Below are 284 nucleotides of genomic sequence, written 5' to 3'. Positions count from 1 at the left end.
GGCGCCAAGATCATCAATCAATACGCCCATTGGATCACGGATGAACGGAAGATGGCGTTAGCCAAACCAGATGCGATCTATATGCACCCGCTGCCGGCGGATCGCAACATCGAGGTGACGGATGGGGTAATGGACGGACCGAACTCGGTGGTATACGACGAAGCGGAAAACCGCATGCACGCCCAGAAGGCAGTCATGGCGCTAACCATGCGCTAGAGGAAATCGAGGAGATGCATATGACCGAAGGAAAACGCAAGATCGCAGTAGTAGCCATTGGCGGCAAC

1 pseudogene is annotated in these 284 nt (G+C 54.9%); it reads left to right on the top strand.

The window, feature by feature from the left end:
* Positions 1-216 (top strand): annotated as a pseudogene (locus MD536_RS21560) (acetylornithine carbamoyltransferase); the annotation flags it as partial.
* Between the last annotated feature and the right edge of the window lie 68 nt (positions 217-284).

Source organism: Flavihumibacter cheonanensis, from assembly GCF_022352215.1.
Taxonomy (GTDB): Bacteria; Bacteroidota; Bacteroidia; order Chitinophagales; family Chitinophagaceae; genus Flavihumibacter; species Flavihumibacter cheonanensis.
The sequence above is the reverse complement of the archived record's forward strand: the minus strand, read 5'-3'. Positions and strand labels throughout refer to the sequence as shown.